Origin of the sequence: Cryobacterium adonitolivorans (assembly GCF_004402695.1) — a bacterium.
Classification (GTDB): domain Bacteria; phylum Actinomycetota; class Actinomycetes; order Actinomycetales; family Microbacteriaceae; genus Cryobacterium; species Cryobacterium adonitolivorans.
In genome coordinates this window covers 1-22,391 of the sequence record NZ_SOFL01000037.1, presented here as the reverse complement: position 1 = coordinate 22,391, position 22,391 = coordinate 1, and the positions used below count along the sequence as shown (strand labels likewise).

Annotated in this window: 26 protein-coding genes and 1 pseudogene; 15 read left to right on the top strand and 12 right to left on the bottom strand. The window is 68.3% G+C overall.

The features are described from left to right. Positions 1–96 precede the first annotated feature (96 nt). Positions 97–840 carry a hypothetical protein gene (locus E3O42_RS11990; protein WP_134454163.1) on the bottom strand — a complete coding sequence of 248 codons (744 nt, stop codon included), beginning with the start codon at positions 838–840 and terminating at the stop codon, positions 97–99. Between the two features lie 249 nt (positions 841–1,089). On the opposite strand from E3O42_RS11990, the gene E3O42_RS18595 reads away from it, so the two are divergent. Both E3O42_RS18595 and E3O42_RS11980 read left to right on the top strand, forming a co-directional pair. Next, positions 1,090–1,275 carry a hypothetical protein gene (locus E3O42_RS18595; RefSeq protein WP_241984806.1) on the top strand — a complete coding sequence of 62 codons (186 nt, stop codon included), beginning with the start codon at positions 1,090–1,092 and terminating at the stop codon, positions 1,273–1,275. A gap of 143 nt (positions 1,276–1,418) precedes the next feature. Beyond that, complete coding sequence (locus E3O42_RS11980; protein ID WP_134454162.1) at positions 1,419–2,255, top strand: MBL fold metallo-hydrolase; 837 nt, start codon at positions 1,419–1,421, stop codon at positions 2,253–2,255. Between the two features lie 330 nt (positions 2,256–2,585). On the opposite strand, the gene E3O42_RS11975 is transcribed toward E3O42_RS11980, so the two are convergent. From E3O42_RS11975 to E3O42_RS11960, 4 genes are all read right to left on the bottom strand, one after another. Further along, positions 2,586–2,795 (bottom strand): RNA polymerase sigma factor, encoded by a 210-nt coding sequence (locus E3O42_RS11975; RefSeq protein ID WP_134454161.1) that lies wholly within the window; start codon positions 2,793–2,795, stop codon positions 2,586–2,588. A 239-nt stretch (positions 2,796–3,034) separates the two neighbouring features. Further along, positions 3,035–3,346: an AzlD domain-containing protein gene (locus tag E3O42_RS11970; RefSeq protein WP_134454160.1), complete on the bottom strand. Its 312-nt coding sequence runs from the start codon at positions 3,344–3,346 to the stop codon at positions 3,035–3,037. Then, positions 3,343–4,092 carry an AzlC family ABC transporter permease gene (locus tag E3O42_RS11965; RefSeq protein ID WP_134454159.1) on the bottom strand — a complete coding sequence of 250 codons (750 nt, stop codon included), beginning with the start codon at positions 4,090–4,092 and terminating at the stop codon, positions 3,343–3,345. Before E3O42_RS11965 ends, E3O42_RS11970 begins: the two co-directional genes overlap by 4 nt. Positions 4,093–4,128: 36 nt before the next feature. Continuing rightward, positions 4,129–4,569, bottom strand: coding sequence for an Lrp/AsnC family transcriptional regulator (locus tag E3O42_RS11960; protein WP_134454158.1), 441 nt, complete (start codon positions 4,567–4,569; stop codon positions 4,129–4,131). Positions 4,570–4,638: 69 nt separating this feature from the next. Here E3O42_RS11960 and E3O42_RS11955 point away from each other — a divergent pair, with 69 nt between their 5' ends. Next, positions 4,639–5,283: a hypothetical protein gene (locus E3O42_RS11955; RefSeq protein ID WP_134454157.1), complete on the top strand. Its 645-nt coding sequence runs from the start codon at positions 4,639–4,641 to the stop codon at positions 5,281–5,283. Here E3O42_RS11955 and E3O42_RS11950 read toward each other — a convergent pair. The 3 genes from E3O42_RS11950 to E3O42_RS11940 all read right to left on the bottom strand — a co-directional run bounded on the left by E3O42_RS11950 (position 5,280) and on the right by E3O42_RS11940 (position 8,286). Next, the gene (locus E3O42_RS11950; RefSeq protein WP_134454156.1) at positions 5,280–6,065 is read right to left on the bottom strand and encodes a glucosamine-6-phosphate deaminase; all 786 of its coding nucleotides are present in this window, start codon (positions 6,063–6,065) and stop codon (positions 5,280–5,282) included. The genes E3O42_RS11955 and E3O42_RS11950 overlap by 4 nt on opposite strands. A 101-nt stretch (positions 6,066–6,166) precedes the next feature. Continuing rightward, complete coding sequence (locus E3O42_RS11945; RefSeq protein WP_134454155.1) at positions 6,167–7,408, bottom strand: PTS transporter subunit EIIC; 1,242 nt, start codon at positions 7,406–7,408, stop codon at positions 6,167–6,169. Positions 7,409–7,545: 137 nt separating this feature from the next. Continuing rightward, complete coding sequence (locus E3O42_RS11940; protein ID WP_134454154.1) at positions 7,546–8,286, bottom strand: GntR family transcriptional regulator; 741 nt, start codon at positions 8,284–8,286, stop codon at positions 7,546–7,548. Positions 8,287–8,524: 238 nt separating this feature from the next. Between E3O42_RS11940 and E3O42_RS11935 the strand changes: the two genes are divergently transcribed. The 6 genes from E3O42_RS11935 (at position 8,525) to E3O42_RS11910 (ending at position 14,625) form a co-directional block, all read left to right on the top strand. Next, positions 8,525–8,758 (top strand): PTS sugar transporter subunit IIB, encoded by a 234-nt coding sequence (locus E3O42_RS11935; protein WP_134454153.1) that lies wholly within the window; start codon positions 8,525–8,527, stop codon positions 8,756–8,758. After that, positions 8,755–9,228 carry a PTS sugar transporter subunit IIA gene (locus tag E3O42_RS11930; protein ID WP_134454152.1) on the top strand — a complete coding sequence of 158 codons (474 nt, stop codon included), beginning with the start codon at positions 8,755–8,757 and terminating at the stop codon, positions 9,226–9,228. The genes E3O42_RS11935 and E3O42_RS11930 overlap by 4 nt, the downstream gene beginning before the upstream one ends. 39 nt (positions 9,229–9,267) lie before the next feature. Further along, positions 9,268–10,473 (top strand): N-acetylglucosamine-6-phosphate deacetylase, encoded by a 1,206-nt coding sequence (gene nagA / locus E3O42_RS11925; RefSeq protein ID WP_134454151.1) that lies wholly within the window; start codon positions 9,268–9,270, stop codon positions 10,471–10,473. 81 nt (positions 10,474–10,554) lie between these two features. Further along, on the top strand, positions 10,555–11,109 hold the full coding sequence (locus tag E3O42_RS11920) for a pyridoxine/pyridoxamine 5'-phosphate oxidase (protein ID WP_420897878.1): 555 nt from the start codon (positions 10,555–10,557) through the stop codon (positions 11,107–11,109). A gap of 130 nt (positions 11,110–11,239) precedes the next feature. Continuing rightward, positions 11,240–12,061 carry an ABC transporter ATP-binding protein gene (locus E3O42_RS11915; RefSeq protein WP_134454149.1) on the top strand — a complete coding sequence of 274 codons (822 nt, stop codon included), beginning with the start codon at positions 11,240–11,242 and terminating at the stop codon, positions 12,059–12,061. Next, positions 12,058–14,625 (top strand): ABC transporter permease, encoded by a 2,568-nt coding sequence (locus tag E3O42_RS11910; protein ID WP_134454148.1) that lies wholly within the window; start codon positions 12,058–12,060, stop codon positions 14,623–14,625. The genes E3O42_RS11915 and E3O42_RS11910 overlap by 4 nt, the downstream gene beginning before the upstream one ends. Positions 14,626–14,715: 90 nt before the next feature. On the opposite strand, the gene E3O42_RS11905 is transcribed toward E3O42_RS11910, so the two are convergent. After that, positions 14,716–15,339, bottom strand: a complete 624-nt coding sequence (locus tag E3O42_RS11905) for a superoxide dismutase (RefSeq protein ID WP_134454147.1) — start codon at positions 15,337–15,339, stop codon at positions 14,716–14,718. A gap of 48 nt (positions 15,340–15,387) precedes the next feature. Between E3O42_RS11905 and soxR the strand changes: the two genes are divergently transcribed. Then, positions 15,388–15,864 carry a redox-sensitive transcriptional activator SoxR gene (soxR, locus tag E3O42_RS11900; protein ID WP_198414134.1) on the top strand — a complete coding sequence of 159 codons (477 nt, stop codon included), beginning with the start codon at positions 15,388–15,390 and terminating at the stop codon, positions 15,862–15,864. A gap of 49 nt (positions 15,865–15,913) precedes the next feature. Further along, positions 15,914–16,036: a ribosomal protein bL36 gene (locus E3O42_RS11895; RefSeq protein ID WP_088457279.1), complete on the top strand. Its 123-nt coding sequence runs from the start codon at positions 15,914–15,916 to the stop codon at positions 16,034–16,036. A gap of 160 nt (positions 16,037–16,196) precedes the next feature. Here the strand turns inward: E3O42_RS11895 and E3O42_RS11890 are convergent, their stop codons facing one another. Further along, the gene (locus E3O42_RS11890; RefSeq protein ID WP_166787986.1) at positions 16,197–16,982 is read right to left on the bottom strand and encodes an IclR family transcriptional regulator; all 786 of its coding nucleotides are present in this window, start codon (positions 16,980–16,982) and stop codon (positions 16,197–16,199) included. A gap of 208 nt (positions 16,983–17,190) precedes the next feature. Between E3O42_RS11890 and E3O42_RS11885 the strand changes: the two genes are divergently transcribed. The 4 genes and pseudogenes from E3O42_RS11885 to E3O42_RS11870 all read left to right on the top strand — a co-directional run. Further along, a complete protein-coding gene (locus E3O42_RS11885; protein ID WP_134454145.1) occupies positions 17,191–18,147 on the top strand; it encodes a sugar kinase in 957 nt (318 codons plus the stop codon). A 5-nt stretch (positions 18,148–18,152) separates the two neighbouring features. Continuing rightward, entirely contained in the window at positions 18,153–18,794 is a 642-nt protein-coding gene (locus E3O42_RS11880) for a bifunctional 4-hydroxy-2-oxoglutarate aldolase/2-dehydro-3-deoxy-phosphogluconate aldolase (RefSeq protein ID WP_134454144.1), read from the top strand. A 53-nt stretch (positions 18,795–18,847) separates the two neighbouring features. Then, positions 18,848–21,136, top strand: coding sequence for a putative bifunctional diguanylate cyclase/phosphodiesterase (locus E3O42_RS11875; protein WP_134454143.1), 2,289 nt, complete (start codon positions 18,848–18,850; stop codon positions 21,134–21,136). Then, positions 21,133–21,321 (top strand): annotated as a pseudogene (locus tag E3O42_RS11870) (NAD(P)-dependent dehydrogenase); the annotation flags it as partial. The gene E3O42_RS11875 and the pseudogene E3O42_RS11870, both read left to right, overlap by 4 nt. A gap of 111 nt (positions 21,322–21,432) precedes the next feature. Here the strand turns inward: E3O42_RS11870 and E3O42_RS11865 are convergent. After that, positions 21,433–21,846: a PLD nuclease N-terminal domain-containing protein gene (locus tag E3O42_RS11865; protein WP_134454142.1), complete on the bottom strand. Its 414-nt coding sequence runs from the start codon at positions 21,844–21,846 to the stop codon at positions 21,433–21,435. A gap of 88 nt (positions 21,847–21,934) precedes the next feature. After that, positions 21,935–22,141 (bottom strand): hypothetical protein, encoded by a 207-nt coding sequence (locus tag E3O42_RS11860; protein WP_134454141.1) that lies wholly within the window; start codon positions 22,139–22,141, stop codon positions 21,935–21,937. Positions 22,142–22,391 lie beyond the last annotated feature (250 nt).

Below are 22,391 nucleotides of genomic sequence, written 5' to 3'. Positions count from 1 at the left end.
GATTACGGGGGAGTCGACGCCTGATGCTGCGCAACGCGCCCGGGCCTAGGGCTGGACTGCTCACCGACAGTATCGCGGCGGATGGTACGAGCCGCCTTAGGCGGCAGGTACTTTCGGCGGGACCTTAGCAACGGCAAGTGCGCTGTCCATAACGACGCGCACGATCGCCTGGAGGTCGAGCCCAGAGCCTTTGGCCAGCTCGAGCAGCTGCTGGATAGCGATACCGTACGACGTCGGCCAGAGCTGCGGGTCGGGAGCATAACGTCGCAGCGAGCCACTGACGTTGGGCCACAGTGCGTCGGCGTACTCTAGAGGCGTCGAGCCGACCCCCGTCCCAGGAGCGAAACGCGGTACCCCGAAGGTCGGCCCACCCAACGACTGCACGCTGTGCGTGAAGTACTCGCGAGCCTCGGGGATCGGCTCTCCCACGCTGTGCAGGTAGCCCGCGATGAGCGCGAACACCGAGTACGGCCCCTCGGCGAGCTGCCAGTTTGTCGCGTCGCCGACAAGGTAGGTGCCGCCGTCCTTGGTGCTGATTGTGTTGAGGGTCTGCTTGTTGAGTGTCGGATCGTTGCCCGACTGCCCGGAAATGCCGGCGATGAGGCACGCGCGCCCGGCGAGGCCGCCGAGAATTGTCGCGACGACCTCGACCTGCACCCCGCGCTCGTCTTTGACCATCGTGAGGATGTTCTGAAAAATCTCCTTGCCCGCGATCTGCGCACCGAGCAGCGGCTTCTCGGCGAGCCGCGAATGCACCTGGCGCATGAGCGCCTGGGTGCCGGGGCTTTCGAGCGGCTCCGTGGGCTGTTCCCGCGGGGGTTGCTTGCGTCGTCCGAACATGCTCCTCACGCTACCGATGCGCGCGCGTCGGTTCAGGTCCCACTACGAGGGTGGGCGACGGCCCGGCCGGAGTTGCCTCCCCCGCGCTCAGCCGGTTCTCCGAACTATTCGCCGCAAGAACCACCATCCCGGGCCCAAGCCTTCCAGCCGCGAAGTCGCCGCTTACGCCCACAACGGCACAGGAACAGTGGACTCGCTGGTGATTCACGATCTCGGAGTACCGACTTCACTGCGACCTAGACTTTGACCATGGCCAAGATCTTCGATGCAACCGACCGGAACCTGCGATCGTGGATCGAGGAGCAACCGATGTGGTTCGTCGCCACCGCACCCCTCGGCGCAGACGGGCACGTGAACATGTCGCCTCGCGGCCACGACTCCTTCTCCGTCATCAGCGACTCGCGTCCCCACCATGGAAATGACTGGCGAGCGTGACCTTCTCCGCTTGCAGGCCGAGAAGAAGGGCGCGGACGGCATGGATCAGTACCGCGCCGAGCGCAACGCACGGAGCATAGATGGCTTGCCCGGGTACCCCCTCGACGAGGCCTGGTGATGCTCAGCCGGCCTAACCTTGAGCAATGACTGAATCAGGCTGGCTTGAGGTTGGTCCTGGCGTCTTTCACCGGCGCTACGACCCGATGGATGTCTCCGTGGTCGTGGTGGTCGGCCCCACCGGTATCACGGTCGTCGATACGCGCAGTAACCCGGCCGAGGCCGATGAGGTCATCCGTGATATCGCCCTTCGATTCGACCTTCCGATCGTCGCGGTGGTCAACACCCACGCCCACTACGACCACACGTTTGGGAACCAATCCTTCGCGGCTCTCCCAGCGGTGCCGGTCTACGGCCACCACCTCATCCCGAGCCACTTCGCCGACTACGAGGGTCCACGGCTGGCTGCCCAACAGGCCGATCCCTCCCTCGAGCCCGACAAGCAGTGGGCGGATGTTGTGCTCAACCCGCCCAGCATCCTGCTGGAGGAGCCCGGAACCGTGCTGGCCGGTGGGCGAACTATCGAGCTGATCCCGCTCGACCCCGGCCACACCGACACCGACCTGGCGGTCTACGTTCCCGACTGCCGGGTGTGGCTGCTGGGCGACATCATCGAGGAATCCGGCCCGCCTATGTTCGGCTCTGGCAGCTTTCCGCTGACCTGGCCCATTGTGCTCGCCGGGCTGTTGCGGGAGATCCAGCCGGGAGACGTCATCGTGCCCGGCCACGGGGCGGTGGTGGACCGGGATTTCGTACTGCGCCAGACGGAAGCGTTGCAGAAGGTCGTGGACACCATCCGTGCGTGTGCCGCCGACGGCACGTCGATCGACGGCCTGCCGGAGGACCACGGACTCTTCGCGCTCTGGCCCAAGGTCATGCTGGAGTCCGCCTTCGCCCGCGGTCTCGCCCAGATGGGCGCCTGAGCGCACGGCGTCCCAGCCCGCAGAGGTCGCGTCGGGTGTGGAGGTCCCGAGGTGCCGGCGGTTGTCTCCGATCCCTGGTCGAGCGTGTGCGTTGCACCGGCGTGGTGCGGGGTTCGTTTAGCGGGGTCTCGACAGGCTCGACCAGCGGATGGGTCGCCATCGCTCCGTCGTTCCAACGGCGTGGGGCGGATGCGGCGAGTGGCCAGGTGGGGGGCCCGAAGTGTCGTCTCGCGCGAGCAGCACGGGGGCTAACTGTTGCCCGAGCGGACATTTGCGGCCGGTGCGCCGGACGCAGAAGTCCGCATTGGCAACAGTTGCCCGAATCTCAGCCTAGGCGGCGACGCGCAGGGCCGATCGCAGGTGAATGAGTCCTTCGCTCAGGCGGGAATCGGCGACGTCGACGCTCACCCCGAGCAGGTCGGCGACCTGGTCGTTGCTGAAGCCCGCGTAGTAGGCGAGGTGGATTGCCTGGCGGTGCTCGGGCGACAGGGTGTCGATGGCTTCCGTGGCGTGGTCAAGGGTATGGGTGGTAGTGAACATGAAGCGTACTTTTCGTTATGACGTGTGAAGGCGGCGCGCAGCATTGCGTGCGCCGGAATTCGAACAGCGTGGGTGATCGACCGTAAGTCCCGGTCGAGTGCGTCCGAACGAGTACTACCCGTTCGAGCGGTGCGTGACTCCGGCCATGGATTGGGGCAGCGGAGTGGTCGGATCGTGATAAAGATCGACGCGCAACTTTCTACGCTACCACACGGGCAGGCCAGGTCCCGCCCCGTCCGCTACGGCAGGCCGAGCAGCCGGAGCCCGGCCGCCGCGGCCGCTCCGACGATCACCACGGCCAGGAACGGCGCCTTCAGCCAGAGGGCCACGGCGGCGGCCACGAGCGCTCCCAGCCTGGCGTCGAGCACCAGCTGCTGCCCGGTCGCCACGGTATTCGCTACGGTGAGGGAGGCCAGCAGCCCGATCGTGAGGGTGCCGGCCACCCGGGCCACCCGCGGATTCGCAAGCCACTTCTTCGGCACGAGGTAGCCGAGGAGCTTGGTGAGAAACCCGACGACGCAGGCGACGACGATCCAGAACCACAGGGTCACGAGGGGGCCGTCCGTCCGGTGTGGTCGGTGCCCGGGTACGGGTCGATGTCGGGTTCCAGGCCTTCTCCCTCGGGTCCGGCCCGGTAGCCGAACCAGCCGACAGCGGCGGCAACGACAGCCGCCACCAGGATCGGCACGCCCGGCGGCACGAACGGCACGGACAGGATCGTGGCGAGCGCGCAGGCCGCGGCGATCGCACCGGCCTCCCGCGATCGCAGCCGGGGCCACAGCAGAGCCAGGAACGCGGCCACGGCGGCGCCGTCCAGGCCCCACTGCTTCGGGTCGCCCAGCGCGTCACCGGCCAGGGACCCGACCAGGGTGAACAGGTTCCACAGCACGAAGATGCCGACCCCGGCCACCCAGAACCCGCGCCGCTGCTCGAGCGGGTCGGTCTGACCGGTGCTCGTGGCCAGGGACTCGTCGATGGTCACCTGGGCGGCCGCGAGGCGCCGCCACCCGCGCGGATGCAGCAGCACGTTGATCTGCATCCCGTAAACGGCATTGCGGATGCCCAGAAGCGCCGCCGCGCTCGCGGCGGCCACCGGTGTGCCGCCGCCGGCGATGACCCCGATGAACGCGAACTGGGACCCGCCGGAGAACAGCAGCACGCTCAGCGCCTGCGTCTGCCAGACAGTGAGCCCGGACGCGACGGACAGCGCGCCGAACGAGATGCCGTACAACCCGGTGGCCACGGCGATGGACAGGCCGACCCGGGCTCCGGGGGACTGGCGCAGGGACGTGGGCACCGGCTGATTTTAGCCGAAGCGGCGCCCGGCCGCGGTTCACTCCCTGGCGGTGCCGGGAGGGCGGAGGGCGAGCCGGGTTTGGGTCTGGCCGGCACTGGCCTGCTTTTTCAGGCGGTGCAGCAACTCGTTCAGGTGCGTGGTGTCGTTGACCCAGACGTGCAGCAGGTAGTCGTAGGGACCGGTCACGTGCACGGCGTCGCGCACCTCGGGTTCGGACAGTGCGGCGAGGAGGAAGGAGTCGGAGTCCGTGTCGGCGCGGAGCCGCACGTCGATGAACGCCTCCAGCCCGAGCGGGCCCAACGGGGCGTCGTCGGCCAGCACGGCCCGGTATCCCACGATGACCCCGGTGGCTTCGAGCTTCCGCACCCTGGCTGCCGCCGCGTTGGTGCTCAGCCCCACGGCGGTCCCGAGCGCACTGAAAGAAATGCGCCCATCGGTGCGCAAAATGCCGATGATTTCGCCGTCCAGATCGTCCATGCCGCGATTGTAGCCGTGCTGCAGCGAAAAGCTAAGGGCCGGGCGGGTGGCCGGGTCAGGATCGTGAACATGGAGATCGAGCTGGGGCCACTGTTCGTCGGCGGACTGCTGGCCGGGTGGGGAGTGGCCGTGCCCCTCGGCGCTATCGGCGTGCTCCTGATGCGGGAGGCCATGGCGGGCGGCTTCGGCGTCGGCGCCGTGGCCACGCTGGCGGTGGCGCTGGTGGACGGACTCTATTGCGTCGCCGCGCTGGCGATCGGCGCGGTTGCCGCCCCGGTGATCGCCTCGTGGGAAGGTGTGCCGGCGTTGGGCGCGGGGTTGATCCTCCTGGTGCTGGGCGGCCTCGGGCTGCGGCGCCGGGCCGCGGCGGGAGTGCCGCCCGACCGGCCGCCACGACCGTCATCGCCCGGCCGGGTCTTTGCGACGTTCGCGGGCCTCACCGCGATCAACCCGGCGACACTGCTCTACTTCGGTGCCTTGACTGCGGCGTTGCCGCCGTCCCTCGGCCTCGATAGGGCGCCGGCCGTGTTCGTGGTCGGCACCCTTGCGGCCTCCCTGGCCTGGCAGCTGGTCCTGGTCGCGGTGGGCGCCTTCGCCGGCGGCCGGATCGGGGTGCGCGGCCACGCAATTCTGAGCGCTTGCGGGTACGGCCTGGTGATGGTGCTCGGCGCGGCGGCCGTCGTCGCCGCGCTGGTGGCGCTGAGACCCGGTTAGATGACCTGCCAGGCCGGCTTGTTCGCGTAGGTGTAGCGGTAGTAGTCGAGGTTGGCCAGGCGGGAGGCCGCGGCCTCATCGACGAGCACGGTGACGTGCGGGTGTAGCTGGATGACGGAGCCCGGGCTGCTGGAGCTGACCGGACCCTCGACGGCCGCGGCGATGGCTTCGGCCTTTTCCTCGCCGAAGGCCAGCAGGATCAGGTGGCGTGCCCGGCGGATGGTGCCCATGCCCTGGGTGATGCAGTGGATGGGAACGTCGTCGGGGGAGCTGAAGAACCGGGCGTTGTCGAGCCGGGTCTTCTCGGTGAGGGTCTTGACCCTGGTCAGCGAGGCGAACGAGGAGCCGGGCTCGTTGAAGCCGACGTGGCCGGTGCGGCCGATGCCGAGAATCTGCACGTCGACGCCACCGGCGGCGCGGATAGCGGCCTCGTACTCGCTGCCCGCGTTCTCGAGGGTGGCCAGGTCGCCGTTCGGCACCCGGATGTTGGCGGGGGTGAGTCCGAGGGGCAGCACCGCGTCGCGGGTGATGACGGCCCGGTAACTCTCCGGGTGGCCGCTGGGCAGTCCCACGTATTCGTCGAGCGCGAAACCGCGCACCCGGCTGACGTCAAGTGGGTCGCTTCGCAGCGAGTCGGCGAGGGCGCTGTACAGCGACATCGGCGTGGAGCCGGTGGCGAGGCCGAGGACGGCATCCGCTTTCTGGCTGATCAGTGCTCTGATCGATGCGGCGGCGAGAATGCCGGCGTTCGTCTCGGATTCGAGGACGACTACTTCAGCCAAGGGATGCTCCAGGTGCGATTGAAAGTGGTGGGTGGTGCGAGAAACGGTGTTGCCGACCGGTGTCGCGAGCGGGGGCCCGCTCGCGACACCGGCCGGCCGGGCTAAACCGTGGTTTTCGAGGTGGAGTCGGGTGCTGCCTCCTCCACGATGTCGTCGCCGCGGCCCGGCGTCTTCAGGTTCCAGCGGCGGATGACGAAGCGGAACAGGAAGTAGTAGACCGCTCCGTAGGCCAGCCCGATGGGGATGAGCAGCAACGGCTTTTCGGCGAGGCCGAAGTTGAGGATGTAGTCGAAGGCTCCGGCGCTGAAGCTGAAGCCGTCCCGGATACCGAGGAAGTTCACCAGGGCGAGCGAGGTGCCGGTCAGCACCGCGTGGATGGCGTAGAGCGGGAAGGCGACGAACATGAACGAGAATTCCAGCGGCTCGGTGACGCCGGTGAGCATCGCCGTGAGGGCGCCGGTGAGCATGATTCCGCCGACGATCTTCTTCTGCGACTTCTTGGCTTCGTGCCAGATGGCCAGGGCGCCGGCCGGGAGGGCGAACATCATGATGGGGAAGAACCCGGTCATGAACGAGCCCGCCGTGGGGTCGCCGGCGAAGAAGCGGTGCAGGTCGCCGGTGGCGCCGTTGTAATCGCCGATTACGAACCACATCATCGAGTTGAGGATGTGGTGCAGGCCGACGGGGATGAGCAGGCGGTTCGCGGTTCCGTAGAGGAAGCCGCCCCAGATGTTGTTGGAGCTGACGAACTCGCCAAACGAAGTGAGTCCGCTGCTGAACGCCGGGTACACGAAGCTGAGCAGAACACCGAGCACGAGGGCTGCGACGGCGGTGACGATCGGAACGAACCGGCGACCACCGAAGAAGGCCAGGTAGCTGGGCAGTTTGATGCGGTGATACTTCTGCCACAGCACGGCGGAGACGACGCCCATGAGCACGCCGGCGAGCACGTTGTAGTTCACCAGTACCTGGTCGGCGCCCTCGGCGGGCAGGCCCATCACGAGCGGCGACATGGCCTTGCCGACGTTACTGAACACGAGGTAACCCACGACGGCGGCCAGGGCGGTCGAGCCATCCGCCTTCTTGGCGAAGCCGATCGCCACGCCCACCGCGAAGAGCAGGGGGAGGTTGTCGAACAGGGCGCCGCCGGCGGAGGCGATGACGGCCGCGCCGGTCTCGAAGCCCGGGATGGCGCCGAGCAGGTCAGGTTGACCCAGGCGCAGGAGCAGGCCGGCGGCCGGCAGGGCGGCGATCGGCAACATGAGGCTGCGGCCGATGCGCTGGAGTTGGGCGAGGCCCGGGATTTTTCGTCCCGTTCCGGCATCTACGGTGGTGCTGGACATGGATTCCTCCGATGGTGGTGCTCGTTGGTGTGGGTGGATGGGTGAATGGTGCGCGTGCGTCTATGAGGATGTGAGAGGGCATGCTGGCGCTGCCGATGGGCTCGGCGGGCCACCCTGGTGGGGCGGGGCAGGCTGACTTACAGTTCGTGGTTGAGGTCGAGGGTCATGTGGATCTGGTAGCGGTCGCCCCGGTACCACGAGGTGACGTGCTCAACGGGGGTGGACCCCGCCGATGATGTGCGGAGGAAAACGAGAAGGGGAACGCCCTCGGTGATGCCGAGGGGTTCGGCGAGTTCGGCGGTTGCGGTCTCGGCCCACGCGGTCTGTTCGGCGTGGTCGATGCGCAGCCCGTACTCGGTGGCGAAGGTGGCGTAGAGCGAACGGGTGAGGTCCTGGCCACCGAGGTCGGGCAGCAGGCCGGCGGGGTAGTAGCCGCGTTCGAAGGCCATCGGGATGCCGCCGGCGAGCCGCAGCCGCTCGACCTGCTGCACCTGCGCACCGGCCTTGAGGCCCAGCGCCGCCCGCACCTCAAGGGGCGCCTCAATCAACCTGGACTCCATCACGACGGTGGCGGGCACGAGGCCGCGCCGGCGCATGTCCTCGGTGAACGAGGCAAGGTGCAGGTCGCTCTGCACGCGCTCGCCGGTGACGAAGGTGCCCTTGCCCTGGATGCGGTAGAGCACGCCCTCGTCGACCAGTTGGCGGATCGCCTCCCGCACCGTCGACCGGCTCAAGCCGTACTTGGTCATCAGCTTTCGTTCCGGCGGGATCGCGGCGTGGGGCGCCAGGGTGGTCTCGACTCGTTCGAGCAGGATGGACCGCAACTGCACGTGCTTGGGCACGGCGCCGTTGGCGAGGACCGGGCTGTCGAGTGTCACGACTGCACCACCTTTCCGGGGTGTTGGCTTTCGGGGGAGCTTGCTTTCTGTGATCCAGCTGACAACCAACCGGACCACTTCCGCTTTGTGGTCCGTACTGGTACGGTCCAATTACTCGATAATGAAGGTGCGGCGGTCTGTTTGTCAAGGGCTGGCCCGCAAAGACGTCTCGTCGACGAGCGTCTCCTTCCCCGACCGTTCCATCCCATCGATCCGTAAACATTCCGAGGAGTAACTGATGAGTAGCAAGGCAGAGCAGATCCTGGCCGGCCTCGGCGGCGCCGGCAACGTCGTCGACATCGAGGCATGCATCACCCGGCTGCGCACCGAAGTGACCGACCCCGCGCTGGTCAACGAGCCCGCACTCAAGGCCGCCGGCGCCCACGGCGTGTTCAGGTCCGGCACCATCGTGCAGGTCATCGTCGGCCCCGAGGCAGAGAACCTCGCCGACGACATCGAGGACCTCAGGTGAGCGTCGCACCCCTGATCGTGCTCGCGCCCGTTCCCGGCCGGGCCGTCGAACTCGGCCTGGTGCCAGACCCCACCTTCGCCCAGGCGATCGTCGGGCCCGGCGGCGCAATCGATCCTCCGCGCGAGGTCGTCGACGCGATCGCACCGATCAGCGGAAAGCTGCTCAAGGTGTTCCCGCACGCCTATGTGATCGTGGCGCCGGAGGGCGTCGGGGTGCTCGTGCACCTCGGTATCGACACCGTGCAGCTGAAGGGCGCGGGGTTCACCCTGCGCGCCCAGCAGGGCGACACCGTCACCGCCGGTGACGTCATCGTCAGCTTTGACGTTCCCGCCATCGTGGCGAGCGGTCGCGACCCGATCGTGCCGGTGATCATCCTGGAGCGCCAGGCGGAGAACATCACCCTGGCCGACGCCGTGGCCGCCGGTCTAGATCTCGCGGCAGGGGACACCTTCCTCACCGTTCGCAGCTGACCCCGCCGACGCGCCAACGAGAACCCTGGAGACCCCGTCATGACACCGCTCACTTCCCGATCCGCCACCGCAGAACACGGGCACGTTCCCGCGCTGCCTGGCGCTGGCAGGCCGGGCACCGAGACGCCGCTGCTTCTCGCCGCCGGCACGGTGATCCTGCCCGACCGGGAGCACTCACCCGGTTGGGTCGAGGTGCGCGGCGGCGTGATCGTCGCCTGCGGAGCCGGCGAACCGCCCCGGCCCGCGGATGTCGAACTGCCGGCCGGTGTGCTGGCGCCGGGCTTTATCGACGCCCACAACCACGGCGGCGGCGGGGTCAGCTTCAACGATGCGGACACCAACGCCGTCGCCGTGCGTATCACGCAGACACACCGCGACCACGGCACCACCACCATGATGGCCAGCCTGGTGACCGCTCCCATCGACGAGATGGAGCGGCTGGTGCGGGCGCTCGCCGAGCTGGTGCGCGGCGGCCTGCTGGCCGGCATCCACCTGGAGGGCCCGTGGCTGAGCCCGGCGCACCGCGGTGCACACGCCGAGCAGCTGTTGCTGCTGCCGGATCCGGCCAGCGTCGACCGTCTGATGGGAGCCGGCGCCGGCGCGGTGCGCATGGTCACCATCGCCCCGGAGTTGGAGGGCGGCCTCGCCGCAGTGGCACGGATCGTCGAATACGGCGCCGTGGCCGCCATCGGCCACACCGACGCGGACTATGACCTCACGCAGGCGGCGATCGTGGCGGGGGCATCCGCGGGCACCCACGTCTTCAACGCCATGCGGCCGCTGCACCACCGCGAGCCGGGCGCCGCCCTCGCGCTGCTCGATGACCCGACGGTGTTCGCCGAGCTGGTCGCAGACGGGGTGCACCTGCACCCGGCCGTCGTGCGCCTGATCACCGAGAGCCCCGCCCGCCCGGTCTTTGTGACGGATGCCATGGCCGCGGCCGGCGCCGCAGACGGCGACTACAAACTGGGCGCCCTGGATGTGCGGGTGGTGGACGGCCAGGCGCGGTTGGTCGACGGCACCATCGCCGGCAGCGTGCTGACGCTGAGCCACGCGGTGCGGTACGCCGTGCTGACCGCGGGGGTGCCGCTGCCGCTCGCCATCCGGGCCGCCACCCAGAACCCCGCCGACCTACTCGCCCTCACCGACCGCGGCCGCATCCGGCCGGGCCTCCGTGCCGACCTGGTGCTGCTCGACGCCGACCTGAACGTGCACGCGACCCTGCTCGAGGGCGCCTGGGTCTGAGCGTGCGCGGGGTCTCGCGAACTGTGAGCTGAGCCCCGGAAATCTCGGGTTTGAGGTGCTTTTCTCACGGCTCGCGGGCGGATGGGTAGGCTCGCGGATGTGAATGACACCTTGAGAGCACGGTTGCGCGCCCTGCCCGACTTTCCCGACGACCTGCCGGTGTTCGACCCGAGCGCCGCCCCGGCCGACCCCGTGGAACTCTTCCTCAGCTGGTTCGAGGCGGCGCTCGCCGCCGGGGAGCGGCAGCCTCACGCCTTCAGCCTCGCCACCGTCGGCGCGTCCACCGGCACCGGGGCCGGGGCACCGTCATCGCGGATGCTCATCCTCAAGGACCTCGACGATGGCTGGCAGTTCGCCACCGCGCGCACCTCCCGCAAGGGCCGTGAGCTCGCGGCCAACCCGCAGGCGGCGATGAACTTCTACTGGTCCCGGCTCGGCCGTCAGGTGCGACTGGTCGGCCCAGTCGTCGAGCTCTCGGCCGAGGCATCCGCCCGGGACTGGTCCGAGCGCCCCGCCGCCGATTCGGCGCCGAACCCGGCCTGGCAGCTCTACGCGCTGCGCCCCACCGAGATCGAGTTCTGGCAGGCCAGCCCCGACCGCCGGCACATCCGCCACCGCTACGACCTTCCCGGGTAGGTCGCGGGCGGCACTCAGGGTTCGCTCAGGGTCGAGTCAGGGTTTGTCCCGATGCCGCGGTGCGGGGCAGAGGGCAACACTGGGGAGCGACCCCAGCGCGCTCGCGCTCCGACTCAGTGAAGGACCGTACATGACCGCCCATACGCTCACCTCGAACCACCCGGCGAGCTCGCTCGCAGCACCGCCGGCATCCGTGATCGCGTATGCCAGGGGCCTGGTCAAGACCTACGGCGCCGGCGAGACCGAGGTGCGTGCCCTGGACGGGATCGACGTGGACTTTGCCCGGGGCGAACTGACCGCCATCATGGGTCCATCGGGGTCGGGCAAGTCGTCGCTGATGCACTGCATGGCGGGACTGGACACCGTCACCTCCGGCACCGTGGTCGTGGACGACATGAACGTGGGGCGGATGTCAGAGCGGCAGCTCACGGCGCTTCGCCGCACCCGCCTCGGCTTCATCTTCCAGTCGTTCAACCTGATTCCCACCCTTACCGCCGCCGAGAACATCACCCTGCCGCTCGACATCGCCCGGCGCCCGGTGGACCGGGCGCACTTCGCGGCGATCGTCGCGGCCGTCGGACTCGAGGACCGCCTGCACCACCGGCCCAGCGAACTCTCCGGCGGCCAGCAGCAGCGGGTGGCCTGCGCCCGAGCCCTGGTGGCCCGGCCTGCCGTGGTATTCGCCGACGAGCCCACCGGCAACCTCGACTCGAAATCCGCGGGTGACCTGCTGCGCTTCCTGCGCGGCTCGGTCGACGACCTCGGCCAGACGGTCGTGATGGTGACCCACGACGCCCGGGCGGCGGCCTACGCCCACCGGGTGCTGTTTCTCGCCGACGGTCGGCTCGTGCACGAACTCACCGACCCCACCCAGGCGTCGGTGCTCGACGTCATGCGGTCAATGGGCGACGAGACCGAGGCCGAGCACGAGCACGACGGTGCCCGGCGATGACCAGGGTCGCGTTGCGCGGCATCCGCGCCCACCTCGTGCGTTTTCTGTTGTCGCTGCTCGCGGTGACCCTCGGGGTCGCCTTCGTGGCGGGCACCCTGTCGCTGCGCACCATGATGTGGTCCACCTTCTCCGGCATCGTGGCCAGCTCGATGCAGGGGGATGCCTACGTGCGCGGCAGCGAGCCTGCCGCCAGTGCCGCCCAGACCGGTAGCTCGGCCGGCGACGTGCGTGAGGCCATCCCGGCCGATCTCGCGCGAACCATCGGCACCGTCGACGGTGTGCGGCGCGCCCTGCCCGCGGTATCCGGCCCCATCGTGCTCGTTGGCGCCGACGGCACGGCCGTGGTGAGCTCGCAGGCGCCCAGCTTCGGGATGGCGCTCTACCCCGCCGACGACACCCTCGACGTCGTCGCCGGGCACGCACCCGTCGGCGCAACGGAAATCGCACTCGAATCGGCCACCCTCGAGTCCTCGGGCCTGGCCGTCGGCGACAACACCTCGGTGGTGCTCGCCGGTGAGGTGCAGACCGTCTCGGTGGTGGGGGAGGTGTCGCTCGGCGCGCCGATGGCCGGAGCCACCATCGTCTTCCTCGATGTGGCTACCTCCACCGCCGCCTATGCGGCCGACGGCCTGGTGGCGAGCATCGACGTTTACGGTGACGCCGGGGTGGACGAGCAGACCCTCGTCGACCGGATCGACGAAGCCCTGGACGCCACCGACGCCACCGGACTCGAGACCGTCAGCGGCACCGCCATTCGCACGGAGGCCACGGCCGACATCAACGACATGCTCGGCTTCGTGCAGACGTTCATGCTGATCTTCGCCGGCATCTCGCTGTTCGTCGGCGCGTTCATCATCTCCAACACCTTCGCGATGTCGGTGCAGCAGCGGATGCGCGAGTTTGCGCTCCTGCGCGCCGTCGGCGCCTCGCCCGGCCAGGTGTTCGCCTCCATCCTCATCCAGGCCGCCGTGGTGGGTCTGGCCGGCTCCGCGCTCGGCATCGCCGCCGGCCTCGGCCTGGTGTCTCTCGTGCGCCTGGCGCTCGCCCAGATCGGCATGAACCTGTCCGGCAGCATCCCGCTCAATGTCGGCACCGTGTTGACGTCGCTGCTGGTGGGCACCCTGGTGAGCATCGCCGCGGCAGCACTGCCGGCCCGCCGGGCGGCGCTCACCCCGCCGGTTGAGGCCATGCGGGAGGCCGGCGGGGCCCGGTCCAAGTCGCTCCGGCTGCGGGCCATCGTCGGATCGGTGCTCACTGTCGCCGGTCTGGCCGGCCTGTTTGCGGCTTGGTCTCGCCCGGACCCCGACGGCCCGGTACTGCTGGGCCTGGGCGCCGCCGGGGTGGTCGTGGGGGTGCTGGTCCTGGCCCCGGTCATCGCCCGGTACTCACTGAGCGCCCTTGCCGTGGTCTTCGTCGTGGCCGTCAAACCGCTGGGTCGGCTGGCCCGCGGCAATGTTATCCGCAACCCGCGCCGCACCGCGAACACCGCGGGGGCGCTCATGATCGGCATGGCCCTGGTGGGCGCGGCCTCGGTGCTCGCCGCTTCGGCGACGGTCTCGACCCGCGCGATCGTGGACGACGGCTGGATCGCCGACTTCTCGGTGCAGTCCGCAGCCGAGGTGGTGCCGACTGGGGTGGTGGCCGACCTGCGCGCCCTGGGCACGGTGGCCTCGGTCGACGAGCTGCGTTACGGCCCGGCGATGCTGGCCCCCGCGGCCGGTGGCACCGTCGCCGAGCGGTCCCTCATCGTGGTGGCGCTGCCGCCTGCCGCCCTCGGACACACCCTCGACTTCGACGCCGTCGAGGGCACGCTCGACGGCTTCGCGGCGGGGCAGCTGGCCGTTCAACGCGGCGTGGCCGACGACCGGGGGTGGAAGGTGGGCGACGACGTGACCTTCACGACGGCGGCCGGTGAGGCATCCGCCCCGATCGGCGCCATCGTCGACACGGCCGTGATCGGCGCGCCGATCATCATGCCGGACGACGCGTTCGAACGCATCGTGCCGACGTCGCAGATCGCGATCGACTCGCTGCTGATCACCGCGGCCGCGGCCGCCACGTTGGCCGAGGTTCGCGCCGACCTGACCGAGGCGGCCGCGCCCTACGTCGTGCTCGCGGTGCTCGACAAGGACGAGTTCGCCGGACAGCTGGCCGGGCAGGTCGACCAGATCCTCGGCATCCTCTACGCGATGCTGGCGCTCTCGATCATTATCGCGATCCTCGGCATCGTGAACACCCTGGCGTTGTCGGTGATCGAACGCACCCGGGAGATCGGGCTCATGCGCGCGGTGGGCATGGGCCGTACGCAATTGGCCGGGATCATCACCATCGAATCGATCCTCACGGCCCTGTTCGGCACCGTCTTGGGCATGGCAGTGGGTGTGGGCATTGCGTCGCTGATGCCGGCGGTCTTCACCGAGATCGGCCTCACCGAACTCGCCATCCCGTGGGCCCAGCTCGCGTCGATGCTCGGGGTTGCCGCCCTGGTCGGGGTGCTGGCGGCACTCTGGCCGGCGATCCACGCCGCACGGTTGCCCGTGCTGCAGGCCGTGTCGGCGGACTGACCCCGACACACGCACGCGAGCCGTGAGCTAAGCCCCAGAAAACGCTTGTTTTCGGGGCTTTTCTCACGGCTCGCGGGATGAGCGCTGATTTTACAGCGTGATCAGGCCGGACGTGGTGTCGCGCGCCTTCGTGAAGCGAGCGGAGACGTTCTCCCAGTCGGTGACGGTCCAGAATGCCTTGACGTAGTCGGCACGCACGTTCTGGTAGTCGAGGTAGTAGGCGTGCTCCCAGACGTCGAGCATGAGCAGCGGCACGATGCCGGCGGGCAGGTTGCCCTGCTGGTCGTAGAGCTGCACGATGATTGGCTGCTGGCCGAGGGTGTCCCAGGCGAGGATCGACCAGCCGGAGCCCTGAACGCCCATGGCAACGGCGGTGAAGTGCGCCTGGAACTTCTCGAACGAACCGAAGGTGTCATCGATCGCGGCAGCGAGCTCGCCGGTGGGCTTGTCGCCACCGTTCGGCGACATGTTGGTCCAGAAGATGGAGTGGTTGACGTGGCCGCCGAGGTTGAAGGAGAGGTCCTTCTGCAGCTTGTTGACGAAGGTGAGGTTGCCTGATTCGCGGGCCTCAGTGAGCTGGTCGAGCGCGGCGTTGGCGCCGGTCACATAGGCCTGGTGGTGCTTGCTGTGGTGGAGCTCCATAATGCGCCCACTGATGGCGGGCTCGAGGGCGGCATAGTCATAGGTCAGCGGGGGCAGCGTATATGCGGTCATTTGTTTACGATATCGTCTCAAGTGCACTTGAGATCAAGGAGAAGGCCAGTGTCAGAGCACTTGTCCAGCAATGATCTTCTGCCGATCGGGCAGGTTGCCGCCCGTGCTGGAGTCCCGGTCTCCACCGTGCGCTACTACGAGACGCTGGGGCTGATCCCTGCGATGCGCTCGAACGGCAACGTGCGCCTCTTTCCGCGACACGTGTTGCGTCGCATCGCCCTCATCCAGGTTTCGGTGCGTTACGGGATCTCGCTCGCCGAGGTCGCCGTCATCCTCAAGGACCTGCCGGACAGCCGCCCGCCGAGCCGGGCCGAGTGGGGCACCATTTCCGCCACCTGGGGGGCGCACCTGGCCAGGCAGCAAGCCGTACTCGAACGGATGCAGGCCGAGCTCACCGGCTGCATCGGCTGTGGCTGCCTGTCCCAAACCCGGTGCGCCGTCGTGAACTCCGACGACCGCCTGCGCACCGACGGTGCCGGCCCACGCCGGGTGCTCGACAGGCCGGAGGCCGCCGGAGTGGAATAATCTCGGCCGTTTCGTGTTTGCTCTGGTTAACCGACGGAAGGGAGCCAGGATGAAGGTACGTAACTCACTGGGTTCGATGAAGAAGATGCAGGGTTCACAGACGGTGCGGCGCCATGGGCGCACATTCGTCATCAACAAGTTGAACCCCCGATTCAAGGCTCGCCAGGGTTAATCCCTCGAACGCGGCGTGACGGGTCCGGCCGATCCGCGTGGCCGCTCGATAGGCGAGTTGGCATTTCCAGCCCAAAGAGAATGACCCCGGCGTAGCGCCGGGGTCGTTCTGCGTATGAGGGCCTGTTCACACGGTGTTCGCTGGTCGAGCCTTGAGAAACCTAAAGCAGGGTCGTCAGGTCGCGGGCGGCGGTCATCAGAAGAGGCGCGTGGGATTCGAGCTTCTCCCGCGGCACGAGCGGGGCGATAGTGGTGATGCCGATGCCGCCGACCAGGTTCTGCTGGGCGTCGAAAACCGGAACGGCCATGCAGCGGATGTGCTCCTCATTCTCTTGGTCGTCGATGGCGAAGCCACGGTTGCGCACGAGCCGCCCGTCGGCGAGCAGGGCGGCAACGTCGGTGATTGTGAACTCGGTGCGGGTGCGCAGCCCGTTGCGGGTCGCGTAGTCGCGCACCTCGCTCTCGGGGAGATTGGCGAGGATCGCCTTGCCGATGGCTGTCGAGTGCAGCGGGATCTGCCCGCCCACCCTGGACGCGATCTGGATGGGCGTGGTGTCCTCGATCTTTTCCACGTAGGTTGCGAAGTCCCCGGTGCGCAGCGCGAAGTGGATGGTGTTGTGCACGTCGTCCTGCAGGCGTCGCAGCCTGACTCCGATCAGGTCGGAATCGTCGGACGCGGCGGTCAGCTTGAGCGCCAGCAGGCGCAACGCCCGCCCGGGTGCGTAGCTGCCATCCGGGCGTCGGCTGACATAGCCGCTCGCACTGAGCTCGCTCAACAGGCGGAAGACACTCGTCTTGGCGAGCCCGGTCTCCGTGACGAGGTCGCTGAGCCGGTGGGTGTCACCGGGGTTCGACACGGCCTCGATCACCCGCAGGAGCTTCTGGGCGGCGTTGTCCTTGGTGGCTGGAGGTCTGGCCGGAGCCGCGGAAGCAAGCGTGTGTGCCATGGGTCCCACCGTTGAAATGACGTTCTGTCTCATGGATCAGCTAATCACGGTTATGGAACCCCGGCACTAAGCCTGAGCTGAATTGCCGACCAGGAAGGTTGCCAACGCACGCCACCGATGACTATGGTGAGTTCACGTGCCGGACTTTGGTTCCGCCAGGCGGAACGACGAAGAGATGATCTGGCGGATTCTCACAGTGGAGGAAACGATGCAGGCACCCACGGTCGTGTGTTTCGGCGAGACGATGGGCATGTTCACGCCCACCAGCTCGGTGCCGTTGGACACCGCACAGGCCTTCACCCTGGGCACCGGCGGCGCAGAGTCCAACGTGGCCATGCATCTGGCCGAACTCGGCCACCGGGTCGCCTGGGCCAGCTCCGTTGGCACCGACCCGGTCGGCACCAAGATCATCGACGCCCTCGCGAACGCGGGCGTCGACACCCGGTGGGTCGGCCGCACGACCGACGCACCGACCGGGCTCTACCTCAAGGAGCCCGACACCGGCAGTGGAGCCCATGTGTTCTACTACCGCCGGGGCTCGGCGGCATCCACGCTGAAGATCGCGGATGCCGTCGGCTGGCCTCTGGCCGGCGCGCGCTGGATTCACACCACGGGCATCACCCCCGCGCTGTCGGCCAGCTGCTCCGAACTCGTGGAACATGTGCTCGACCACGCTGCGGCGTGGGGCGCGTCGGTGTCGTTCGACATCAACTACCGCCCGGGAATCTGGTCGGTCGACGAGGCCGCGCCGCGCCTGCTCGCCCTGGCCCGCAAGGCCACGGTGGTGCTCGTCGGCCTCGATGAAGCCGCCGTGTTGTGGGGCTGCGGCACCGCGGCCGACGTGCGCGCCCTGCTTCCCGACCTGCCCTACCTCGTGGTGAAGGACTCATCGATCGACGCCACCGAGTTCGCCCGGGCGTCGGACGGCACCGAGACCGTCACGGTGGTGCCGGCCCGCGCCGTTGATGTCGTCGAGCCCGTGGGCGCCGGCGATGCTTTCGCCGCCGGCTACCTGTCCAGCCTGATCAGCGCACAAACCTCTGCCGAGCGCCTCGAACGTGGCCACTCGCGTGCCGCCTGGGCGCTGGGCAGCCGCGAAGACTTCCGTGCAGGACTCGGCCAGCGCATGTCGGCCGAAGAGCTCGCGCTTGAATTGAGGAGATAAGTCGCATGACCGCATCAACCGGCACCATCCAGCCGATCAAGTTCACCCAGTGGTTCCCCGGGGACTTCTTCAGTGTCCCCGTGATCGCCGTTTTCCGGGGCCTTTCGGCCGCCGAGGCCGTGCGCCTGTCGGTGCGCGCCTGGGACGCCGGCGTCGAGCACGTTGAGATCCCGATCCAGACCACTGACGCCGTTCCCGTGCTGCAGGCCGTCGCCGATGCCGCCACCGAGCGAGGCCTGGTCATCGGAGCCGGCACCGTGACCACGATGGAGCAGCTCGACGCCGCGACCAACGTTGGCGTGGCATTCACGGTGTCGCCCGGCCTCGACCCGGCCATCGTGGCCGAGAGCGTGCGCCGCGGTATCCCGCACCTGCCGGGCATCGCCACCGCCACCGAGATCCTGCAGGCCCGGGCCCTGGGCCTCACCTGGGTGAAGGCCTTCCCAGCTTCGGTGCTCGGCGCGGCCTGGGTGAAGGCGCAGAAGGGCCCGTACCCTGAGACGAATTTCATCGCCACCGGCGGCGTCACCGCCCTCAACGCCCCGGAGTTCCTTGCCGCCGGCACGAGCGTGGTGGGCTTGTCAGGGGCCTTCGCCGACGACGCCCAGCTCGACCTGGTGCGCGCGCTGATCGCCGGCGCCCGATAGCAGGTCACGGCTCGCCGGGCGGTAGGCTGAGCCGAGATCTGAGGGAGAGTCACGTGAGGGGCAACTGGCGCGACACGAGTCTCCGCAGCGTCGGAGACCGGTGGCTGATCTGGACCGTTTTCGTCCTCTTCGCTGCGTACACGATCGGGTTGCTGCTGCATGGCGAGGGCCCGAAGCCCATCGTCGACATCGTGCTGGCGGAGCTTACCCAGTGGCTCCCCGTCGCGGTCTTCTGGCTGGCCACCGTGCGAACCGGCTTCGCGCGCGGTGACGTGTTGTTCGCCTCGCTCGCGCTGACGTTCAACGCCGCCGCCGATACGTACTACATAACGGCGATGGATGCGGCGGGGGAGCTGCCGTTCCCATCTCCGGCCGATCTCGGGTACGTGCTGTTCTACCCGCTGATGCTCATCGCCCTGGTCGCCCTCGTTCGCAGCCAGATGCGCGGCCTGGCCTGGTCCGTGCTGCTGGATAGCACGGTCGGGGCGCTCGGTGCCGCTGCCGTCCTCGCCGCCCTCCTCGGCCCGGTGCTCAACGAGGCGGTCGACGAGTCCGCCATCCTGGCCACATCCGTAGCGGTCGCCTACCCCGTCTTCGACCTGCTCCTCGTCGCCGCGATCGCCGGCATCGCCGCCGCTCCGGGTCTACGCATCGGCCCGCGTTGGGGCTTCCTGGTCGGCGGCCTTGTTGTCTTCGCCGCCGCCGACGTCGTGTACGCGCGCCTGGAGGTGAGCGGGACCTACTACGTCGGCCTTCCCCTCGATGCCGCATGGGCGCTCGGTACCGCCCTCATGGCTCTGTGGGTCGACGCCGCCGGACGCCCGCACTCCGGTACCTTCGTCAGCGACCGGAAGACCCCGGCCCTCTTCGTTCCCGCGGTGGCTGTCGCCGCCGGACTGGGCGTGCTGATCCTCGGCACGCAGGTCGTCCAGCCCGTTGCGGCTGTCATCCTGGCCAGCCTCACCGTGTCTCTGGCTGCGATCCCGCTGGTGTTCCGGCAGCGACTGTTGCGCCGGCAGGCGCGCACCGACGACCTGACCGGCTTGCCCAACCGGCGAGCGCTGTACGCGGATGCGCCGGCGCTGCTCACCCTCAGCCGTGCGAGCGCGCGTCAACGACACTGCGCGCTGCTGCTGCTTGACCTCGACAGGTTCAAGGAGGTCAACGACAGCCTCGGCCACGATGTCGGCGACAGGCTTCTGGTGCAGGTGAGCGCCCGCCTGGCGGCGGCACTGCCGGAGGAGGCCAGCCTGGCCCGCCTCGGCGGCGACGAATTCGCTATCCTGCTCACCAACGCCGGTGAGACCGAGGCCACCGCCGTGGCGCTGAACCTGCGCGACGCGCTCGCCCAAACCTTCACCCTCGAGGGTCTGGCCGTGCAGACCAGTGCCAGCATCGGCATCGCGCTTTTCCCCGAGCAGGGCCACGACCTCAGCGACCTCCTGCGTCGTGCCGACATGGCGATGTACAAGGCCAAGTCCGGTCGGCACGGCCACCACGTGTACCAGTCCGAAGACAACAGCCACGGCGAGATCAGGCTGCGCACACAGCAGGAACTGCGCCTGGCCGTCACAGACGACCAACTCGTCGTGCACTATCAACCCAAGATCGGCCTGAAAACCGGCGAGGTCACCGGAGTCGAGGCGCTTGTGCGCTGGCAACATCCGACCCGTGGGTTGCTGCTTCCCGAGGACTTCCTCGACCTCGTCGAGGAATCGGGGCTGATGCACGCGCTCACCCGGATCGTGCTGACCAAGGCGCTTGATCAGGCCGTGCTCTGGCAGGATGACGGCCACGCCCTGACCATTGCGGTCAACATGTCGGCCAGCTCGCTGGTCAACGTGGAATTCCCCGAGGAGATCGTGCGCATGATCGCCGCACGTGGACTGCCGGCTTCGTCGCTGATGCTGGAGATCACCGAAGATTTCCTGATGAGCGACAGGGACCGGGCCAGGAACGTGCTCACCCGGCTGCGCGAGGCCGGGATCCAGATCGCGGTCGACGACTTCGGCACCGGGTACAGCTCGCTCTCCTACCTGCGCGACCTGCCCATCGACGAACTCAAGCTGGACCGGTCATTCGTGATGCCGATGGCCGACGACGCCCGCGCCGCCTCGCTGGTGGCGTCCACCATCGACCTGGCGCACAGCCTGGGCCTGCGCATGGTCGCAGAAGGCGTTGAAAGCAGTGTGGCGTACGACGAACTGGCCCGTTTCGGCTGCGATCACGCGCAGGGGTTCTTCATGTCGCGGCCGGTTCCGGCCCTGGAACTCGACAGTTGGTTGGCGGCTCGCCACGATCTGGAACCGGCACCCGCGAACGAAATCCAACTGCTGCCGTGACGATTGGGCCGCAGCAGGAGCACCCCGGCCTCACCGGTGCGACCCTGCCGCGGCCCGACCGCGGCGAAGACACCTATGCAGGCGCCGGCAAGCTCTTGTGCGAGCGGGCGCTGACCACCGGCGGCGACGTGGGGATCGGCCGTGCCGTCGCGATCGCCTTCGCTAGGGAGGGTGCCTACGTGGCCCGTGCTGCCGGTCACCGGCGCGCGCGCTCCAGACCGCCCGCGGGCATAACGACAGCGGGCGGCGGCATCTCGGATGCGCCGCCCGCTGTCTGGAGTCGTCGGACGACCGGATCAGACGACGTCGGAACGAGCCTGGGTGTTGCCCAGTGCCCGATCCTTTAGAACCGCGTACTCGCCCTGGCTGATCGCTCCGGAGTCGAGGAGCTGCTTGGCTTGGGCGATGTCCTGGGCAGGACTGCTGCCGGCGACCGACTTGATGTACTCGTCGGTACTCGCCTTCTCCTTCATCCCAGCGCTGACCTGGCGCTCCGCCATGCCGCGGCCGCGTGCGATGACGTACACGAGCACGGTCAGGATAGGCACGAAGACCATGAAGAGCAGCCACGCCGCCTTGGCCCAGCCGTTGAGCGTGCGATCCCGAAACACATCGATGATCACTGCGAAGAGCGCGAATAGGTAGGACACGAACACGTATGTCCAAAAGAAGAATCCGATGAAATCCCAGAAATTAGACCAGAAACTCATGGTCGGTACCTTTCTCTGTAACGTCTGGCCGAGGCCCTGCCGCCGCATGGGGCAGCACGTCACAGTCCTTGGCTGGTGTTCACGGTAATCACCCAGGGCGGTTCTGAATCACCCGGAACGGGTGAGAACAGAACGGTGTCGACCTGATCCGGGGGAGCCCGCGTGCAGCGACGCTGTCGAGCAGCAGACGGTCGATGAACGTCTTGCCTGGGTCGAGCGCCAGTGCCGGATCGATATGGATGTCGCGCTCGCCGCCGCGCGGGACTGGTTGCCTGAGCTGGGACCAGGCGAGCACGGAACGCTGAGCCGATGTCTCGAGGTGCGGGTGGTCTCGATCATGACCCAGGGTGCGACCAAATGCCCCCTTCCGGACCAGTTGCCCCGATGTGCTGGGGCAACTCGTCGAGAAGGGGGCAAGTGGTGGGTGGCTGAGCGCTACAGGCCTTGCGCCAGGCGGTAGTACGCCTGGTTCCAACGCACCTCGCGGGAGAAGTCCCGCAGGGTGGTGGTCTCATCGATCACGAGAAGCTCGGTGTGAGCGATCT

Coding starts and splice junctions, on each gene's coding strand:
- E3O42_RS11910 (WP_134454148.1), top strand. CDS start 12,058: ATGACCAGGGTCGCGTTGCGCGGCATCCGCGCCCACCTCGTGCGTTTT.
- E3O42_RS11880 (WP_134454144.1), top strand. CDS start 18,153: ATGACCGCATCAACCGGCACCATCCAGCCGATCAAGTTCACCCAGTGG.
- E3O42_RS18595 (WP_241984806.1), top strand. CDS start 1,090: ATGGCCAAGATCTTCGATGCAACCGACCGGAACCTGCGATCGTGGATC.
- E3O42_RS11920 (WP_420897878.1), top strand. CDS start 10,555: ATGGGTAGGCTCGCGGATGTGAATGACACCTTGAGAGCACGGTTGCGC.
- E3O42_RS11980 (WP_134454162.1), top strand. CDS start 1,419: ATGACTGAATCAGGCTGGCTTGAGGTTGGTCCTGGCGTCTTTCACCGG.
- E3O42_RS11990 (WP_134454163.1), bottom strand. CDS start 840: ATGTTCGGACGACGCAAGCAACCCCCGCGGGAACAGCCCACGGAGCCG.
- E3O42_RS11935 (WP_134454153.1), top strand. CDS start 8,525: ATGAGTAGCAAGGCAGAGCAGATCCTGGCCGGCCTCGGCGGCGCCGGC.
- E3O42_RS11960 (WP_134454158.1), bottom strand. CDS start 4,569: ATGGACGATCTGGACGGCGAAATCATCGGCATTTTGCGCACCGATGGG.
- E3O42_RS11890 (WP_166787986.1), bottom strand. CDS start 16,982: ATGGCACACACGCTTGCTTCCGCGGCTCCGGCCAGACCTCCAGCCACC.
- E3O42_RS11915 (WP_134454149.1), top strand. CDS start 11,240: ATGACCGCCCATACGCTCACCTCGAACCACCCGGCGAGCTCGCTCGCA.
- E3O42_RS11955 (WP_134454157.1), top strand. CDS start 4,639: ATGGAGATCGAGCTGGGGCCACTGTTCGTCGGCGGACTGCTGGCCGGG.
- E3O42_RS11975 (WP_134454161.1), bottom strand. CDS start 2,795: ATGTTCACTACCACCCATACCCTTGACCACGCCACGGAAGCCATCGAC.
- E3O42_RS11865 (WP_134454142.1), bottom strand. CDS start 21,846: ATGAGTTTCTGGTCTAATTTCTGGGATTTCATCGGATTCTTCTTTTGG.
- E3O42_RS11945 (WP_134454155.1), bottom strand. CDS start 7,408: ATGTCCAGCACCACCGTAGATGCCGGAACGGGACGAAAAATCCCGGGC.
- E3O42_RS11885 (WP_134454145.1), top strand. CDS start 17,191: ATGCAGGCACCCACGGTCGTGTGTTTCGGCGAGACGATGGGCATGTTC.
- E3O42_RS11895 (WP_088457279.1), top strand. CDS start 15,914: ATGAAGGTACGTAACTCACTGGGTTCGATGAAGAAGATGCAGGGTTCA.
- E3O42_RS11905 (WP_134454147.1), bottom strand. CDS start 15,339: ATGACCGCATATACGCTGCCCCCGCTGACCTATGACTATGCCGCCCTC.
- nagA (WP_134454151.1), top strand. CDS start 9,268: ATGACACCGCTCACTTCCCGATCCGCCACCGCAGAACACGGGCACGTT.